The following is a 16,190-nucleotide window of genomic DNA, read 5'->3' as shown; positions in this document are numbered from 1 at the left end:
TCCGGCGCCCATAAAAAAAGGGCGCCCACCTGAGCACCCTCTTTATCACCGAACCCTGTAGGAGCTGGCGAAGCCTGCGATCTTTTGACTCTGCTTTCAAAACAGGATCAAAAGATCGCAGCCTGCGGCAGCTCCTACAGAAGCGGTTGAGCATTCCTACCACCTGATCACTTCTTGTCGCGGCGCTTCTTGCTGGCTTTCTTGTTGTGCGACATCAAGCGACGCTTCTTGTTGACCTGGCGGTCGGTCAGCGTGTTCTTGTTGCCTTCGTACGGGTTCTCGCCGCCCTTGAACTCGATGCGGATCGGCGTACCGACCAGCTTCAGCACACGGCGGTAAGTGTTTTCCAGATAGCGAACGTACGACTTCGGCACTTTCTCGATCTGGTTACCGTGGATCACGATGATCGGCGGGTTGGCGCCACCCAGGTGAGCGTAACGCAGCTTGATCCGGCGGCTGTTGACCATCGGCGGCTGGTGCTCGCTGACCGCATCTTCGAGAATCTGCGTCAGGCGGCTGGTCGGCCAGCGGGTAACCGCGGACTTGAACGAGTTCTGCACCGAGGCGTAGAGATTGCCTACGCCCGTGCCGTGCAGCGCCGAGATGAAGTGAATATCGGCGAAGTCGACGAAGAACAGACGACGCTGCAGCTCGACCTTGACGAAGTCGCGCTCGCTCGGGGTCATGCCATCCCATTTGTTGATCGCGATGACCAGTGCACGACCTGCTTCAAGGGCGAAGCCCAGCAGGTTGAGGTCGTGATCGACCACGCCTTCGCGAGCGTCCATCACGAAGATCACCACGTTGGCGTCTTTGATCGCCTGCAGGGTTTTGACCACGGAGAATTTTTCGACTTCTTCGTGGATCTTGCCGCGCTTGCGCACACCGGCGGTGTCGATCAGCGTGTACTTCTCGTCGTTACGCTCGAACGGGATGTAGATACTGTCGCGGGTGGTGCCGGGCTGGTCATACACGATTACCCGGTCTTCACCGAGCATGCGGTTGACCAGGGTCGACTTGCCGACGTTCGGACGGCCGATGATGGCGATCTTGATCCCGTCTTTTTCGCTCGGGCCAGGAATGCGCTTGGCTTCCTCGCCTTCGGCGACGATCTCTTCCTCTTCGCCTTCCTGCGGCTCGTCTTCGTCACGCGGGAAATCGCTCAGTGCCGCTTCCAGCAGTTGAGTGATACCACGGCCGTGAGCACCGGCGATCGGGATCGCGTGGCCCATGCCCAGCGGGGCGAATTCAGCGCGGGCCATTTCCGGGTCGATGTTGTCGACCTTGTTGGCAACCACGTGGGAACGCTTGTTACGCTTGCGCAAGTGTTCGGCGATCATCTGGTCGGCGGCGGTGAAACCGGCCTTGGCATCTACCAGGAACAGCACAACATCCGCTTCTTCAATGGCCAGCAGCGACTGCTCGGCCATTTTTTCGTCCATACCGTGTTCGTCACCGGAGATACCGCCGGTGTCGATCAGAATGTAGGAACGCCCTTGCCACTTGGCCTCACCGTACTGGCGATCACGGGTCAGACCGGACAAGTCGCCGACGATGGCGTCACGAGTCCTGGTCAGGCGGTTGAATAAGGTGGATTTGCCGACATTCGGTCGGCCCACCAGGGCGATTACGGGAACCATGCGGCTCTCCACTTCGTTATTTCAGAAAATACAAAAGCCGCTGCGAGGCAGCGGCTGGTGCTCGGGGCATCACTGTGGGAGCTTTCTGTGAGAGCGAGCCTGCTCGCGAAAAACGCAATGGCACCGCGTTTGTTCAGGCCGCAAACGTTATCGTTGACGCCCTTCGCGAGCAGGCTCGCTCCCACATTCATCCCCACCGGTGAAGCCGCTTGGGATCAACCCAAGCATAGTTGTTACTTGATGGTCAGGGCTTCCAGTTTGCCGCTGTTGCCATACACATAGATCGTGTTGCCCACCACCAGCGGACGGGCACGCAGGCCGTCACTGTCGATACGCTCACGACCCACAAAACGACCGTCCACCTGGCTCAACAGGTGCAGGTAACCTTCCAGGTCACCGACGGCTACGTAGCTGGAGAACACTTCCGGAGCCGACAGCTGGCGGCGAGCCAGCGAGTCGTTGCTCCACAGCGCGGTGGTCGAACGCTCGTCCACGCCTTCAACGGTGCCCGAAGACAGGCTCACGTAGACGTTACCGAAACCCTGGGCAACACCGGCATAGCTCGACGCATCGCGCTGCCAGAGTTGACGACCGCTCTGCAGATCGAGTGCCGCAACGCGGCCCTGATAGCTGGCGACGTACAGGGTTTCACCGGACAGCAGCAGACCGCCGTCGATGTCGACCACGCGCTCCAGTTCCGAACGACCGGTTGGAATCGCGACCCGTTGTTCCCAGACCGGCACGCCGTTGGAAATGTCCAGAGCGACGACTTTACCGGTCGACAGGCCAGCCACCGCGAGGCGGTTGGTCACGACGGGGGCGCTGGTGCCGCGCAGGGTCAGTACCGCAGGGGTGCTGTCGTAGGTCCAGCGACGGTCGCCGGTAGCCGCGTCCAGGCCGATCAGGCGATCGTCCTGAGTCTGTACTACTACAACGTCACCGTTGTTGGCCGGTGGCGCGAGCACTTCGCTGGACACCCGGGCGCGCCACTTCTCTTCACCGTTGATGGCGTCGAGAGCAACGATTTCACCCTTGAGCGTACCGATCGTGACCAGACCGTAACCTACGCCGACGGCGCCGGAGACAGGCAGCTCAAGATCCTTTTTCCATTTCACATCGCCATTGCTGCGATCCATGGCCATCAGCACGCCGGTCACGTCGGCGGCGTAGATGGTGTCACCATCGATCGCCGGCACCAGCATGTTGTAGGTTTCGCCCTGACCGTCCCCGATCGAACGGCTCCACTGCTTTTGCAGAACCACTTCTTCTTTGAAGTCGGTCAGTTCGGCCGGTGGCAGTTCTTTTTTGCTGTTGCTGCTGCAACCCGCGGCCAGAATGGCCAGAGCCAGCAATGCTGCATGCTTCCAACGGATCACGTCACGCATCCCCTTTGGCCAGGTCGTCGAGCTTGATTTGAAGGCCGCCGACTGCCGCTTCATCCGACAGTGCCGCCTTGGCTTTTTGATACGCCGCGTTCGCTTCATCGGTACGGCCCAGCTGTACCAGCAGGTCGCCCTTGAGTTCTTCGCGAGTGGCCAGGAACGCCTTGTCAGCGTCGCCGTCGAGCAGTTTCAGGGCTTCGTCGGCCTTGTTCTGCGCACCCAGCACTTGCGCCAGACGCTGACGGGCGATTTCGCCCAGCGCCGGGTTGGCCGGTTTGGCGACAATGGCCTTGAGTTCGGTCGCAGCGTCGTCCAGCTTGCCGCCGTCGACCGCTACTTTGGCCACGAACAGGCTGCCGTACTGCGCGTACGCGGTGCCGCCGAATTCGCTGTTGAGCTTGCCGGCCAGATCCGCAACGCGGGCAGCGTCAGGCTTGCCGTCCGGGGTCAGCGTGGTTTCCAGCAGTTGCTGATAGAGCACCGAGGCGCCTTGCGACTGGTTGCTCTGATACTTGTGAAAAGCCTGCCAGCCGAACACGATGACCAGCGCCAACAGGCCGCCAGTGACCAGAGGTTTGCCGTTGCGTGTCCACCAGTCCTTCAAATCCGCCAACTGTTCGTCTTCGGTACTCGACACCCCAATACTCCTTAATCGCTAAATCGGCTGTTTGGACAGCTTCAACCCTGCACGACGCAGGTGGCCAGGTGAGCGGCGAGCGCATCCCAGGCAATGCTTTGTTGTTCGCCCTGGCCACGCAGGGGTTTGAAACCTACCACTTGCTGGGCCATTTCGTCGTCACCCAGGATCAGTGCATACAGCGCACCGCTCTTGTCGGCTTTCTTGAACTGGCTCTTGAAGCTGCCGGCGCCGGCATTGACTTGCAGACGCAGGTTTGGAAGCTGGTCACGTACACGCTCGGCCAGGGCCAGACCGGCCAGTTCGGCCTGCTCGCCAAAGGCGCAGAGGTAGACATCGACCTGACGGGAGATTTCTTCCGGGATCTGCTCCAGGGTTTCGAGCATCAACACCAGACGTTCGATGCCCATGGCGAAACCCACGCCGGTAGTCGGCTTGCCGCCCATCTGCTCGACCAGACCGTCATAACGACCGCCCGCGCAGACCGTGCCCTGGGCGCCGAGCTTGTCGGTGACCCATTCGAATACGGTTTTGCTGTAGTAATCGAGGCCGCGCACCAGTTTCGGGTTGAGCACGTACGGGATGCCAACCGCGTCCAGACGCGCCTTCAGACCTTCGAAGTGCGCACGGGATTCGTCGTCCAGGTAGTCGGCCATCTTCGGCGCATCGACCAGTACCGCCTGAGTGTCGGCATTTTTGGTGTCGAGCACGCGCAGCGGGTTGGTTTTCAGGCGACGCTGGCTGTCTTCGTCGAGCTTGTCGTGGTGCGCCGAGAGGTACTCGACCAGCGCTTCACGATAGCGACCACGGGACTCACTGGTGCCCAGGCTGTTGAGTTCGAGCTTGACCGCATCACGGATACCCAGCTCGCCCCACAGGCGCCAGGTCATGATGATCAGTTCTGCATCGATGTCCGGACCGTCGAGGTTGAACACCTCCAGACCGATCTGGTGGAACTGGCGATAACGGCCTTTCTGCGGACGCTCGTGGCGGAACATCGGGCCGATGTACCAGAGTTTCTGCACCTGGCCACCGCCGGTGATGCCGTGCTCCAGCACAGCACGCACGCACGCTGCGGTGCCTTCCGGACGCAAGGTCAGGGAGTCGCCGTTGCGGTCTTCGAAGGTGTACATCTCTTTTTCGACGATGTCGGTCACTTCACCGATGGAGCGCTTGAACAGCTCGGTGAATTCGACAATCGGCATGCGGATCTGCTTGTAACCGTAGTTATCCAGCAGACGCGCGACAGTGCCCTCGAAATAACGCCATAGCGGGGTCTGTTCGGGCAGGATGTCGTTCATGCCACGAATGGCTTGCAGAGACTTGCTCACTTTAAATCCTTAAATTCGTTCGGCTTTCGGTCAGGCTCAGCCGCGCGCGATGACCGCTGCGTCAGCTTCGACCTTCTCGGCCGCTTTCTCGCGGATCAGCTTTTCCAGCTCGTCCACCAGATTGTCATTCGTCAGTTTCTGCGACGGCTTGCCGTCGATGTAAATCAGGTTTGGCGTGCCGCCGGTCAAGCCGATATGGGCTTCCTTGGCTTCGCCGGGGCCGTTGACCACGCAACCGATCACCGCGACATCCAGCGGCACCAGCAGGTCTTCAAGGCGCCCTTCCAGCTCGTTCATGGTCTTGACCACATCGAAGTTCTGCCGCGAGCAGCTCGGGCAGGCGATGAAGTTGATGCCACGGGAACGCAGATGCAAAGACTTGAGAATGTCGTAACCGACCTTCACTTCCTCGACCGGATCGGCCGCCAGCGAGATGCGGATAGTATCGCCAATCCCTTCGGCGAGCAGCATACCTAGGCCCACGGCGGATTTCACTGTACCGGAGCGCAATCCACCGGCTTCGGTGATGCCCAGGTGCAGCGGCTGGACGATTTCTTTCGCCAGCAGGCGGTAGGCTTCAACGGCCATGAACACGTCGGAGGCTTTCACGCTGACCTTGAAGTCCTGGAAATTCAGGCGTTCGAGGTGCTCGACGTGACGCAGCGCGGACTCGACCAGCGCGGCCGGGGTCGGCTCGCCGTACTTCTTCTGCAGATCTTTTTCCAGGGAACCGGCGTTGACGCCGATGCGGATCGGGATCCCGCGGTCACGGGCGGCATCGACCACTGCGCGCACACGGTCTTCGCGACCGATGTTGCCCGGGTTGATGCGCAGGCAGTCCACACCCAGTTCGGCCACGCGCAAGGCGATCCTGTAGTCGAAGTGGATGTCGGCAACCAGTGGCACTTTGACCAGTTGCTTGATCCTGCCGAACGCCTCGGCGGCGTCCATGTCCGGCACCGAAACGCGGACGATGTCGACGCCGGCGGCTTCCAGACGATTGATCTGGGCGACGGTGGCGGCAACATCATTGGTGTCGCTGTTGGTCATGCTCTGCACAGCGATGGGCGCATCGCCGCCAACAGGCACGTTACCGACCCAGATCTTGCGCGAAACGCGACGTTTGATTGGAGATTCGCCGTGCATGACTTATTGACCCAACTTCAGGCGAGCAGTCTCGCCACTGGTGAACGGAGCGATATCGACCGGTTGGCCGTTGTAGCTGACCTGTGCGGCGCGAGCCACACCCAGGCGTACCGCCAGTGGCGGCTTGCCGGAAACCGAGACGCTGTCGCCTTTGTGTTTCAGACCACTGAACAGCACCTTGCCGCGACCGTCGGTCACCTGTGCCCAGCAATCAGCGCTGAACTGCAGTTGCACCTGGCCGTCGCCGGCCGCTGGAACAGCTGCTTCGGCGGTTGGCGCAGGGGTGGCCGCAACTACTGGGGCAGTGACGGTCGGCGCCGGAGTAGCCGGAACGTTCGGTGCAGGGGTGGCCGGGTTGGCGACAACCGGGGCCGGCGTGTGACCCGGTGCCGCTGGTGTATTCGCGGCCGGGGCTGCTGGAGCGGTTGCCGGAGCGGCTGGCTCGGCACCGGTCGATTCAGCGGTAGTTTCCGATTGTGGCAGTGCCAGAGCCGTCGCGCCCTCGGCCTGACCTTCGGCCACGGCCTGGTCTTCCGGTTCGTCGATCGGGTGAATCTGCGTGGTGCCGTCGGCGCCTTCGACTTCAACGTGCTCCGGGGCCAGGCTGGTCACTTCCTTGTTGCGCTGCGAGGTCTGATCCTGCCACCAGACGAAACCGCCGCCGATGACCGCAATCAGCAACAGCAGGCTGACGATGCGCAGAATAGTGTGGGAAACCCGCACAGGCTCCTCGATGCGACCCAGCGCATGCACATTGCTGCCCTGGGAGTCGGTGCCGGTGGACTGGTCGAATTGCTGGACCAGAACGGTCTGGTCCATGCCGAGCAACTTGGCATAGGCGCGAATGTAACCGCGAGCGAAGGTATGCCCCGGCAGCTTGTCGAAAGCGCCGGCTTCAAGATTGCTCAGGGAAGTCACGGTGAGGTTGAGCTTGAGGGCCACTTCGGCCAGCGACCAGCCATTGCTTTCGCGGGCCTGGCGCAAAGTCTCACCGGGATTAACGCGAGTCGCTGCTACAACTTCGGGATGCGCCGCTTTCATCATTGCTCCGACAGGTATTGCTGATATTCCGGCGTACCGGGATAGAGTCGTTTTAATTGCAGGCCATAACTGGCGGCCTTGTCGCGATCTTCAAACACTTTTGCCAGTCGAACGCCGAGCAATAGACTACGTGCATTTTGCTCGGTTAGCAGGCTGAAACGGTCGTAATAGTCACGTGCGGGCACATAATGCCTGTCTTCGAAGGACAACTCAGCCATTTCCAGCAAAGCACGCGGTTGTTGACGGTTCAGCCGCAGGGCTTTTTCCAGTTGCTGCTGCGCCAGATCCCGCTGCCCGAGCTTCGAAGCGGTCATGCCGAGGTTTTCGAAAACCCGCGAACGCTCAGGATACAGGGTATCGGCGGCTGCCTGCTCAAAACGCTCATAGGCTTCTTTGTAACGCTGTTCTTCGTAGAGAAAACTGCCGTAGTTATTGAGGATTCGTGCATCGGTGGGGCGTGAAGACAGGGCTTTGCGGAAATGTTCGTCGGCCAGCTTCGGCTCCATTTCGGCCTGGAACACCAGGCCCAGCGCAGCGTTGGCATCAGGATCGGAACCGTCCAGCTCCAGCGCCTTCTTCAGCGGCACCTTGGCCCGCTCGGTCATCCCTTGCTGCAAGTATCCCAGTCCCAGCTGCACGTAGGCGGCACGCGCTTCGTCGCGGCCCTTGCTGGTCTTCATCGGATTGTAGTCACCCGACAGGACACAACCAGCACACAGGCTGGCCATCAGCAACAGCAGCGCAAAGCGCAGGGACATAGAGATCCTCTCTTAGTTAGTGTTCGCGGCGTTCTGTGCCAGATCGCTGTCGGCGCTCAACTCGCGCACGGCGATGTAACGTTCGCTGCGACGGGTGCGATCCAGCACCTGCCCTACCAATTGACCGCATGCCGCGTCGATGTCTTCACCACGGGTGGTGCGCACAGTGACGTTGAAACCGGCCTGATGCAACTGATCCTGGAACCGACGAATGGCGTTGTTGCTTGGCCGCTCGTACCCGGAATGCGGGAACGGGTTGAACGGAATCAGGTTGATCTTGCACGGAATGTCTTTGAGCAACTCAATCATTTCCACGGCGTGCTCAAGCTTGTCGTTGACGTCCTTGAGCAAGGTGTACTCGATGGTCAGCACACGTTTCTCACCCAGGGCGGACATGTAGCGCTGGCACGACTCGAGCAGCATCTTAAGCGGATATTTCTTGTTGATCGGCACCAATTGGTTACGCAATGCGTCATTCGGTGCGTGCAGGGACAACGCCAGGGAGACGTCGATGTGCTTGGCCAGCTCATCGATCATCGGCACCACGCCCGACGTGGACAGGGTCACGCGGCGCTTGGAGATCCCGTAGCCCAGGTCATCCATCATCAGATGCATGGCGGCCACGACGTTGTCGAAGTTCAGCAGCGGTTCGCCCATGCCCATCATCACCACGTTGGTGATGGCGCGGTCGATGGTGGCGGGAACACTGCCGAAGGATTTGTTGGCAATCCACACCTGACCGATGACTTCGGCGGCGGTGAGGTTGCTGTTGAAGCCTTGCTTGCCGGTGGAGCAGAAACTGCAGTCCAGGGCACAGCCTGCCTGGGACGAAACGCACAGAGTGCCGCGTTTGCCCTGGGGAATGTAGACGGTCTCGACACAGCTGCCGGACGCCACGCGCACCACCCACTTGCGGGTGCCGTCGCTGGAAATGTCCTCGCTGACCACTTCGGGACCACGGACCTCAGCAACAGCCTTGAGCTTTTCGCGCAAGGCCTTGCTGACGTTCGTCATGGCGTCGAAATCATCGACGCCAAAGTGGTGAATCCATTTCATTACCTGACCGGCACGGAAACGCTTCTCCCCGATTGAGTCGAAGAATTTTTCCATTTCCGGCTGGGTCAGACCCAGCAGGTTTGTTTTAACAGTCGATGTAGTCATGGATTCACCTTCACTCTTCAAGCAATGCTTAGCGAGTGGTTACTTCAGTAGCTGCGAAGAAGTACGAGATTTCGCGAGCAGCAGCGGCTTCGGAGTCCGAACCGTGAACAGCGTTGGCGTCGATCGACTCGGCGAAGTCAGCACGGATGGTGCCGGCAGCAGCTTCTTTAGGGTTGGTAGCGCCCATCAGCTCACGGTTGCGAGCGATAGCGTTTTCGCCTTCCAGAACCTGAACAACAACCGGACCGGAGATCATGAAAGCAACCAGGTCACCGAAGAAACCACGCTCTTTGTGCTCAGCGTAGAAGCCTTCAGCTTCGGCTTTGGACAGCTGCTTCATTTTCGAAGCAACCACTTTCAGACCAGCCTTTTCGAAACGGGTAACGATTTCGCCGGCAGCGCCTTTAGCAACGGCGTCAGGCTTGATGATGGAGAAAGTACGTTGAACAGCCATGGTGTAACTCCAGAAACGGTAATTTGCGAAAAATTAAACCCGCGAATTATACGCGGGTTCTTGGGTATTGCCTAACCTGCGAGACGATCAGTCCAATTCTGCGGCCCAAAGCTCCTGAACCCTTTCCAACACCTTCTCGCCAACGCGGCCAGAAGACTTATCGAAGTCAGGCAGTTCCTCGATCATATGCTGCAGACGGACGAAACCTACAGAGTACGGATCGAGCCCCTCGTGGGCCTCAGCCAATTCTTCTGCAATACGTTGAACATCATTCCAACCGTAGCTCATGACAGTCTTACCAGTCAGTGCGGCGCTTCGGCCGCATGGTTAAGCGAATATTTCGGAATCTCGACGGTGATGTCTTCTTCACCGACGATAGCCTGACAGGCCAGGCGCGATTGCGCTTCCAGGCCCCAGGCGCGATCGAGGAAGTCTTCTTCCAGCTCGTCAGCCTCTTCCAGCGAGTCGAAACCCTCGCGGATGATGCAGTGGCAAGTGGTGCAGGCGCAGACACCGCCACAGGCGCTTTCCATCTCGATGTGGTGTTCGTGGGCCAGATCGAGAATCGAAGTGCCGGGCTCGGCCTCGACGACCATGCCTTCAGGGCAGAACTTCTCGTGGGGCAGAAAAATGACCTGCGGCATCAGATATCCTCGATTTCATTCAGATTGCGCCCCGACAGAGCGGCTTTCACCGTCAGATCCATGCGGCGGGCAGCAAAAGCATCGGTCACTTGCGACAGACGCTTGGTCTGCTGCTCGATGGCGTAACCATCGGTGCCTTTCATCAGTTCGGCCAGTTCCTGCATCTGCAGTTCGATGACCATGCGCTCCTCGGCGTCGAGCAAGCGCTCACCATCGGCCTCCAGAGCGCCCTGCACCGCTTCGATCAGGCGCTGGGCATCGACTTGCTGTTCACGCAGAACACGGGCGACCTTGTCGTCATTGGCGTGCTGGAACGAATCCTTGAGCATTTTGGCGATTTCGCCGTCGGTCAGGCCGTAGGACGGCTTGACCTGAATGCTCGCCTCAACGCCCGAACCCAGTTCACGGGCAGATACGCTGAGCAGACCGTCGGCATCGACCTGGAAGGTCACGCGAATCTTCGCCGCGCCGGCCACCATCGCCGGAATGCCGCGCAATTCGAAGCGCGCCAGGGAGCGGCAGTCGCTGATCAGCTCGCGCTCACCCTGCAGCACGTGGATCGCCATGGCCGACTGGCCGTCTTTATAAGTAGTGAAGTCCTGAGCGCGGGCGACCGGGATGGTGGTGTTGCGCGGAATCACCTTCTCCATCAGCCCACCCATGGTTTCCAGGCCCAGGGACAACGGAATCACGTCAAGCAGCAGCAGTTCGCCGCCATCACGCTTGTTGCCCGCCAAGGTATCGGCCTGGATCGCGGCCCCGATGGCCACCACTTGATCCGGGTCGATTTCAGTCAAAGGCTGACGACCGAAGGCTTCGGCGACCGCTTCGCGAACGCGCGGCACACGGGTCGAACCACCGACCATGACCACGGCGTGCACATCTTCCAGCTCGATACCGGAATCACGCACGGCGCGACGGCAGGCTTTCAGGCTGCGAGCGACCATCGGCTCGATCAGCGCATCGAAGGCTTCGCGGGTCAGCTGCGCTTTCCAGTCACCGTAGGCAACTTCAACGCTGGCGGCATCAGTCAGTGCTTCTTTGGCCGCGCAGGCAGTTTGCAGCAAATTGCGTTGTGCGCCCGGGTCGAGATCGGCGGACAGGCCCGCGCTCTCGATGATCCAGCCGGCAATCGCGTGATCGAAGTCGTCGCCGCCCAGGGCGCTGTCGCCGCCAGTGGCCAGCACTTCGAACACACCGCCAGTCAGACGCAGAATCGAAATATCGAAGGTGCCGCCGCCCAAGTCGTAGATTGCGACCAGACCTTCGGCATGCTGATCCAGACCATAAGCCACAGCGGCAGCGGTCGGCTCGTTGAGCAGACGCAGCACGTTCAGACCGGCAAGTTTCGCCGCGTCTTTGGTGGCCTGGCGCTGAGCATCGTCGAAATACGCCGGAACGGTGATCACCGCACCGACCAGCTCGCCACCCAGGGTCGCTTCAGCACGCTGACGCAAGACCTTGAGGATATCGGCGGAGACTTCGACTGGGCTTTTCGGGCCTTGCACGGTGTCGATGAACGGCATGTGCGATTCGCCGCCGACAAAGCGGTACGGCAGTTGCTCGCCCAATTGCTTGACGTCGGACAGACCACGGCCCATCAGGCGCTTGACCGACAGCACAGTGTTCAACGGGTCGGAGGACGCGGCCAGTTTGGCCGACTCGCCAACCTCGACGCGGTCGGCGTGGTAACGCACGGCGGACGGCAGGATGACCTGCCCATCTGCGTCGGCCAGCGGTTCGGAAAGACCACTGCGCAACGCAGCGACCAGCGAATTGGTAGTGCCCAAGTCGATCCCCACAGCCAGACGACGCTGGTGCGGTTGAGGACTTTGGCCGGGTTCGGCGATCTGCAGTAGGGCCATCGTGATCAGGACTTATCTGTATATCAGGCGTGCGACCGGAGCGGCACTGGGTTAATCGTCGAGGCGCTCTTCTAACTGGCGCACTTCGTAGGTGAGCTTGTCGAGGAACTGCATGCGCCGCATCAGGCGTTCGGCCTGTTCGCGTTGCGCCGCATCATCCCAACAGGCTGCGAAGCTTTCGTTCAACTGTTCCTGAGCCACTTTCAGGCGCCGCTTGAATACCGCGACACCGTCGAGGTCGGCACTGTCCTGAAGATCTTCGAGCTCTTCGCGCCACTGCATCTGCTGCAAGAGAAACTCGGGATCATGGACCGTGACTTCCATCGGCACTTCATGCCCGCTGATGGTCAGCAGGTAGCGTGCACGCTGGGCAGGACTCTTGAGCGTCTGATACGCGTCGTTGAGCCGCGCAGACTGCTCGAGCGCCGAGCGCTGCTCGCGCTCGGAAGCGTCGGCAAAGCGGTCAGGATGAACGCCGCGCGCCAACTCACGATAGCGCGTGGCCAACTGCTCGAGATCCAGGCGGAAGCTCGGTTGCAGCTCGAACAAAGCGAAATGACAAGGAATACCCACGACAAGCCTCAGATGTTGAAGCTTTCGCCGCAGCCACATTCACCGCGTACGTTGGGGTTGTTGAACTTGAAGCCTTCGTTCAACCCTTCCTTGACGAAATCGAGCTCGGTGCCGTCCAGGTAGGCCAGGCTTTTCGGGTCGATGATCACTTTCTCGCCGTGACTTTCGAACACCTGATCCTCGGCAACCACCTCGTCGACAAACTCCAGCACGTAGGCAAGGCCGGAACAGCCTGTGGTGCGAACACCCAGACGAATCCCTTCACCTTTGCCGCGCCCGTCGAGGGAGCGTCGCACGTGTCGAGCAGCCGCTTCTGTCATGCTGATAGCCATCGTTGACTCCTTACTCGTCGCGCAATGCTTAGATCAAGCCTTTCTTCTGCTTGTAGTCGCGAACGGCCGCTTTGATAGCGTCTTCTGCGAGTACCGAGCAGTGGATTTTCACTGGCGGCAGGGCCAGTTCTTCGGCCAGCTGAGTGTTCTTGATGGTCTCGGCTTCGTCCAGCGTCTTGCCCTTCATCCACTCGGTGGCCAGGGAGCTGGAGGCGATTGCCGAACCGCAGCCGTAGGTCTTGAACTTGGCGTCTTCGATAACGCCCTGATCGTTGACCTTGATCTGCAGACGCATCACGTCGCCGCACGCCGGAGCGCCGACCATGCCGGTGCCGACATCCGGGTCTTCCGCGTTCATCTTGCCGACGTTGCGCGGGTTTTCGTAGTGGTCGATGACCTTTTCGCTGTAAGCCATGGTGCTTAATCCTCACTCATCAGAGAGTCGCTCTTTAAGCCCCGGAACCTGAGTTGACGGGGCCGGTTCGCGGCGACTTGAAATCAGTGTGCCGCCCACTCGATTTTCGAAATGTCGACACCGTCTTTGTACATGTCCCACAGCGGCGACAGAGCGCGCAGCTTGGTAACGGCCTCGCAGACTTTCTGCGCGGCGTAGTCGATTTCTTCTTCGGTGGTGAAACGGCCGAAGGTGAAACGGATCGAGCTGTGTGCCAGTTCGTCGTTGCGGCCCAGGGCGCGCAGTACGTACGAAGGCTCCAGGGACGCCGAGGTGCAGGCCGAGCCGGACGATACCGCCAGATCCTTGAGCGCCATGATCAGCGACTCGCCCTCAACGTAGTTGAAGCTCAGGTTCAGGTTGTGCGGAACGCGGGCGGTCAGGCTGCCGTTGACGTACAGCTCTTCCAGATGCTCGACCTGCTTGTAGAAGCGGTCGCTCAAAGCTTTGATGCGCACGTTTTCGGCAGCCATGTCTTCCTTGGCTACACGGAACGCTTCGCCCATGCCGACGATCTGGTGGGTCGCCAGGGTGCCGGAACGCATGCCACGTTCGTGACCGCCGCCGTGCATGGTCGCTTCGATGCGCACACGCGGTTTGCGGCTGACGTACAGCGCGCCGATGCCTTTAGGGCCGTAGGTTTTGTGGGCGGAGAACGACATCATGTCGACTTTCAGCTTCTGCAAGTCGATGTCGACCTTGCCGGTGGACTGAGCCGCGTCAACATGCAGCAGAACGCCCTTGGAGCGGGTCAGTTCGCCGATGGCAGCGATGTCGTTGATGGTGCCGATTTCGTTGTTCACGTGCATCACCGACACCAGAATGGTGTCTTCGCGCAGTGCCGCTTCGATCATCGCCGGGGTGATGAGACCGTCTTCGGTCGGCTCGAGGTAGGTGACTTCGAAACCTTCACGCTCCAGTTGGCGCATGGTGTCGAGGACAGCCTTGTGTTCGATCTTGCTGGTGATCAGGTGCTTGCCCTTGGAGCCATAGAAATGCGCCGCACCCTTGATTGCCAGGTTGTCGGACTCGGTGGCACCGGAGGTCCAGACGATTTCGCGCGGGTCAGCGTTGACCAGATCGGCCACCTGACGACGGGCGTTTTCGACGGACTCTTCAGCTTTCCAGCCGAACACGTGGGAACGGGAGGCCGGGTTACCGAAGTTTCCGTCGACCAGCAGGCATTCACTCATCTTTTGCGCAACGCGCGGATCGACCGGGGTGGTCGCAGAGTAATCAAGGTAAATCGGCAATTTCATGGACTATCTCCTAAATCAGGGCTGGCGTTCCGCTAGCTCTTCGGCTGTCATTCGACGGCGGACGCTTCAATCTTGTCCAGGCGTGGCACCTTGCTGTTGCAACGGCGCTGGTCCTGACGCTGGGCTACTTCCTGCACCTCACGGCGAGTTACAAGATCAGCCAAGCTGATACCACTTAGAAATTCGTGAATCTGCAGGCTCAGGTCGCACCACAAGTGGTGAGTCAGGCAGGTATCGCCGGAATGGCAATCGCCCTGGCCCTGGCACTTGGTAGCATCGACCGATTCGTTGACCGCATCGATCACCTGAGCGACCTGGATACCCTGCATGTCGCGGGACAACTGGTAGCCACCTCCTGGACCGCGAACACTGGAAACCAGGTTGCTGCGGCGCAGCTTGGCGAAAAGCTGTTCGAGATAGGACAGGGAGATGCCTTGGCGCTCGGAGATATCGGCCAGGGACACCGGCCCGTGCTGCGCGTGCAACGCCAGGTCAAGCATGGCGGTCACGGCGTATCGGCCTTTTGTAGTCAGTCGCATGGACAGTTACCACGGAGTTCGGAATGGGCGGGAGTATGCAATTCCCGAGCATTTAAGTCAACTATAAGACCTAGTGCTTTAGTCGGGTTTACCCGCAAAAGAGCGCGCGAATGATAGCAGGGTCTGCGGCTTAATGGCACACCACCCTGCCGATGGAACCTGTAGGAGCTGCCGAAGGCTGCGATCTTTTGCTTTTGCTACTTATAAGATCAAAAGATCGTCCGATCGCGGCCCGAGCCTTCGGCAGCTCCTACAAAAGCGTGTCAGCCGGCCTTGGATTCATCTTTGCCTTTGACGCAGGCGAAGTCTTCTTCGCGCAGCTCAGGCAGATCTTTCGCACAGTAATTACTGCCAAGATCCTTCAGCGCACCGCACATCCCCTCCAGCCGTCCGTCCACCGCTTGCAAGTGATCGAGCAACTGGCCGATGGCGCGGGCCACCGGGTCAGGCATGTCTTCGCTGACGCCATAAGCATCGAAACCGATCTTCTCGGCCATGGCCTTGCGCTTGGCGTCCTGCTCTTCATCGGACTTGACGATGATCCGCCCCGGAATCCCCACCACTGTGGCACCCGGTGGCACCTCTTTGGTCACGACGGCGTTGGAACCGACTTTCGCGCCAGCCCCCACCGTGAACGGCCCGAGCACTTTGGCGCCGGCACCCACGACAACGCCGTCACCCAATGTCGGGTGGCGCTTGCCCTTGTTCCAGCTGGTGCCACCGAGGGTCACGCCCTGATAAATGGTCACGTCATCGCCGATTTCGGCGGTTTCGCCAATAACAATGCCCATACCGTGGTCGATGAAGAAGCGACGACCCACCTTGGCACCCGGGTGAATCTCGATACCGGTCAACCAGCGACCGAAGTTGGACACCAGTCGCGCCAGCCATTTCAGCTCGTTGCGCCATAGCATCCCGGCCAGGCGATGAATCCAGATCGCATGCATGCCGGGATAGCAGGTCAGGACTTCAAA

General features: G+C 60.0%; 18 protein-coding genes. All 18 read right to left on the bottom strand.

What is annotated here, in order from left to right; translation table 11 throughout:
* Window positions 1–167: 167 nt before the first annotated feature.
* A complete protein-coding gene (der, locus tag DBR18_RS11390; protein WP_041071834.1) occupies window positions 168–1,640 on the bottom strand; it encodes a ribosome biogenesis GTPase Der in 1,473 nt (490 codons plus the stop codon).
* 233 nt (window positions 1,641–1,873) lie between these two features.
* A complete protein-coding gene (gene bamB / locus DBR18_RS11380) occupies window positions 1,874–3,025 on the bottom strand; it encodes an outer membrane protein assembly factor BamB (protein WP_027612133.1) in 1,152 nt (383 codons plus the stop codon).
* Window positions 3,018–3,659 carry a tetratricopeptide repeat protein gene (locus tag DBR18_RS11375; protein WP_108590379.1) on the bottom strand — a complete coding sequence of 214 codons (642 nt, stop codon included), beginning with the start codon at window positions 3,657–3,659 and terminating at the stop codon, window positions 3,018–3,020. The genes bamB and DBR18_RS11375 overlap by 8 nt, the downstream gene beginning before the upstream one ends.
* 41 nt (window positions 3,660–3,700) lie before the next feature.
* Window positions 3,701–4,990: a histidine--tRNA ligase gene (hisS, locus tag DBR18_RS11370; RefSeq protein WP_007964435.1), complete on the bottom strand. Its 1,290-nt coding sequence runs from the start codon at window positions 4,988–4,990 to the stop codon at window positions 3,701–3,703.
* A gap of 36 nt (window positions 4,991–5,026) precedes the next feature.
* A complete protein-coding gene (gene ispG / locus DBR18_RS11365; protein ID WP_108590378.1) occupies window positions 5,027–6,136 on the bottom strand; it encodes a flavodoxin-dependent (E)-4-hydroxy-3-methylbut-2-enyl-diphosphate synthase in 1,110 nt (369 codons plus the stop codon).
* Window positions 6,137–6,139: 3 nt separating this feature from the next.
* The gene (locus tag DBR18_RS11360) at window positions 6,140–7,177 is read right to left on the bottom strand and encodes a RodZ family helix-turn-helix domain-containing protein (protein WP_108590377.1); all 1,038 of its coding nucleotides are present in this window, start codon (window positions 7,175–7,177) and stop codon (window positions 6,140–6,142) included.
* The gene (gene pilW, locus DBR18_RS11355) at window positions 7,177–7,935 is read right to left on the bottom strand and encodes a type IV pilus biogenesis/stability protein PilW (protein WP_007964430.1); all 759 of its coding nucleotides are present in this window, start codon (window positions 7,933–7,935) and stop codon (window positions 7,177–7,179) included. The genes DBR18_RS11360 and pilW overlap by 1 nt, the downstream gene beginning before the upstream one ends.
* Window positions 7,936–7,947: 12 nt before the next feature.
* Window positions 7,948–9,096 (bottom strand): 23S rRNA (adenine(2503)-C(2))-methyltransferase RlmN, encoded by a 1,149-nt coding sequence (gene rlmN, locus DBR18_RS11350; protein ID WP_007964428.1) that lies wholly within the window; start codon window positions 9,094–9,096, stop codon window positions 7,948–7,950.
* A gap of 28 nt (window positions 9,097–9,124) precedes the next feature.
* On the bottom strand, window positions 9,125–9,550 hold the full coding sequence (ndk, locus tag DBR18_RS11345) for a nucleoside-diphosphate kinase (protein ID WP_003227894.1): 426 nt from the start codon (window positions 9,548–9,550) through the stop codon (window positions 9,125–9,127).
* 87 nt (window positions 9,551–9,637) lie between these two features.
* Complete coding sequence (gene iscX / locus DBR18_RS11340; RefSeq protein ID WP_108590376.1) at window positions 9,638–9,838, bottom strand: Fe-S cluster assembly protein IscX; 201 nt, start codon at window positions 9,836–9,838, stop codon at window positions 9,638–9,640.
* A gap of 14 nt (window positions 9,839–9,852) precedes the next feature.
* The gene (gene fdx, locus DBR18_RS11335) at window positions 9,853–10,194 is read right to left on the bottom strand and encodes an ISC system 2Fe-2S type ferredoxin (RefSeq protein WP_003227897.1); all 342 of its coding nucleotides are present in this window, start codon (window positions 10,192–10,194) and stop codon (window positions 9,853–9,855) included.
* Window positions 10,194–12,059: a Fe-S protein assembly chaperone HscA gene (gene hscA / locus DBR18_RS11330; RefSeq protein WP_003227899.1), complete on the bottom strand. Its 1,866-nt coding sequence runs from the start codon at window positions 12,057–12,059 to the stop codon at window positions 10,194–10,196. Before hscA ends, fdx begins: the two co-directional genes overlap by 1 nt.
* A gap of 51 nt (window positions 12,060–12,110) precedes the next feature.
* Window positions 12,111–12,632, bottom strand: coding sequence for a co-chaperone HscB (gene hscB / locus DBR18_RS11325; RefSeq protein ID WP_003227901.1), 522 nt, complete (start codon window positions 12,630–12,632; stop codon window positions 12,111–12,113).
* Between the two features lie 8 nt (window positions 12,633–12,640).
* Window positions 12,641–12,964, bottom strand: coding sequence for an iron-sulfur cluster assembly protein IscA (gene iscA, locus DBR18_RS11320; RefSeq protein WP_003227904.1), 324 nt, complete (start codon window positions 12,962–12,964; stop codon window positions 12,641–12,643).
* Window positions 12,965–12,992: 28 nt separating this feature from the next.
* Window positions 12,993–13,379 (bottom strand): Fe-S cluster assembly scaffold IscU, encoded by a 387-nt coding sequence (iscU, locus tag DBR18_RS11315; protein ID WP_003227907.1) that lies wholly within the window; start codon window positions 13,377–13,379, stop codon window positions 12,993–12,995.
* 83 nt (window positions 13,380–13,462) lie between these two features.
* The gene (locus tag DBR18_RS11310; protein ID WP_007964423.1) at window positions 13,463–14,677 is read right to left on the bottom strand and encodes an IscS subfamily cysteine desulfurase; all 1,215 of its coding nucleotides are present in this window, start codon (window positions 14,675–14,677) and stop codon (window positions 13,463–13,465) included.
* Window positions 14,678–14,724: 47 nt separating this feature from the next.
* Window positions 14,725–15,216 (bottom strand): Fe-S cluster assembly transcriptional regulator IscR, encoded by a 492-nt coding sequence (gene iscR, locus DBR18_RS11305; RefSeq protein WP_007982741.1) that lies wholly within the window; start codon window positions 15,214–15,216, stop codon window positions 14,725–14,727.
* 263 nt (window positions 15,217–15,479) lie between these two features.
* Window positions 15,480–16,190, bottom strand: a 711-nt coding sequence (gene cysE / locus DBR18_RS11300; RefSeq protein WP_256588679.1) for a serine O-acetyltransferase, incomplete at its 5' end; no start/stop codon positions are given.

The organism is Pseudomonas sp. HMWF021, assembly GCF_003061005.1.
Taxonomy (GTDB): Bacteria; Pseudomonadota; Gammaproteobacteria; order Pseudomonadales; family Pseudomonadaceae; genus Aquipseudomonas.
Note: the sequence above shows the minus strand (reverse complement) of the source record. Positions and strands in the feature narration are given on the sequence as shown.

Coding starts and splice junctions, on each gene's coding strand:
- der (WP_041071834.1), bottom strand. CDS start 1,640: ATGGTTCCCGTAATCGCCCTGGTGGGCCGACCGAATGTCGGCAAATCC.
- bamB (WP_027612133.1), bottom strand. CDS start 3,025: ATGCGTGACGTGATCCGTTGGAAGCATGCAGCATTGCTGGCTCTGGCC.
- ispG (WP_108590378.1), bottom strand. CDS start 6,136: ATGCACGGCGAATCTCCAATCAAACGTCGCGTTTCGCGCAAGATCTGG.
- DBR18_RS11360 (WP_108590377.1), bottom strand. CDS start 7,177: ATGAAAGCGGCGCATCCCGAAGTTGTAGCAGCGACTCGCGTTAATCCC.
- pilW (WP_007964430.1), bottom strand. CDS start 7,935: ATGTCCCTGCGCTTTGCGCTGCTGTTGCTGATGGCCAGCCTGTGTGCT.
- rlmN (WP_007964428.1), bottom strand. CDS start 9,096: ATGACTACATCGACTGTTAAAACAAACCTGCTGGGTCTGACCCAGCCG.
- ndk (WP_003227894.1), bottom strand. CDS start 9,550: ATGGCTGTTCAACGTACTTTCTCCATCATCAAGCCTGACGCCGTTGCT.
- iscX (WP_108590376.1), bottom strand. CDS start 9,838: ATGAGCTACGGTTGGAATGATGTTCAACGTATTGCAGAAGAATTGGCT.
- fdx (WP_003227897.1), bottom strand. CDS start 10,194: ATGCCGCAGGTCATTTTTCTGCCCCACGAGAAGTTCTGCCCTGAAGGC.
- hscA (WP_003227899.1), bottom strand. CDS start 12,059: ATGGCCCTACTGCAGATCGCCGAACCCGGCCAAAGTCCTCAACCGCAC.
- iscA (WP_003227904.1), bottom strand. CDS start 12,964: ATGGCTATCAGCATGACAGAAGCGGCTGCTCGACACGTGCGACGCTCC.
- iscU (WP_003227907.1), bottom strand. CDS start 13,379: ATGGCTTACAGCGAAAAGGTCATCGACCACTACGAAAACCCGCGCAAC.
- DBR18_RS11310 (WP_007964423.1), bottom strand. CDS start 14,677: ATGAAATTGCCGATTTACCTTGATTACTCTGCGACCACCCCGGTCGAT.
- iscR (WP_007982741.1), bottom strand. CDS start 15,216: ATGCGACTGACTACAAAAGGCCGATACGCCGTGACCGCCATGCTTGAC.